This is a genomic window from Corynebacterium sp. HMSC074A09 (assembly GCF_001811545.1).
Classification (GTDB): domain Bacteria; phylum Actinomycetota; class Actinomycetes; order Mycobacteriales; family Mycobacteriaceae; genus Corynebacterium; species Corynebacterium hiratae.
Genome location: NZ_KV805113.1, coordinates 1 through 273, shown reverse-complemented (window position 1 = coordinate 273; position 273 = coordinate 1). Strand labels below are relative to the sequence as shown.

1 rRNA gene is annotated in these 273 nt (G+C 54.6%); it reads left to right on the top strand.

Features of this window, described 5'->3' with window-relative positions:
* Positions 1-273, top strand: a 23S ribosomal RNA gene (locus HMPREF2807_RS01900); the annotation flags it as partial.

The following is a 273-nucleotide window of genomic DNA, read 5'->3' as shown; positions in this document are numbered from 1 at the left end:
TTGGGTAGGGGAGCGTCGTGCATGTGTTGAAGCGTTACCGTAAGGAGGCGTGGAGTGTGTGCGAGTGAGAATGCAGGCATGAGTAACGAATTGGAAGGTGAGAATCCTTCCCGCCGGATGACTAAGGGTTCCTGGGTCAAGTTCGTCTTCCCAGGGTGAGTCGGGACCTAAGGCGAGGCCGACAGGCGTAGTCGATGGACAACCAGTTGATATTCTGGTACCCGTATATCCGCGCCCATGATAAAGCACTGATACTAACCACCGCGGATACGA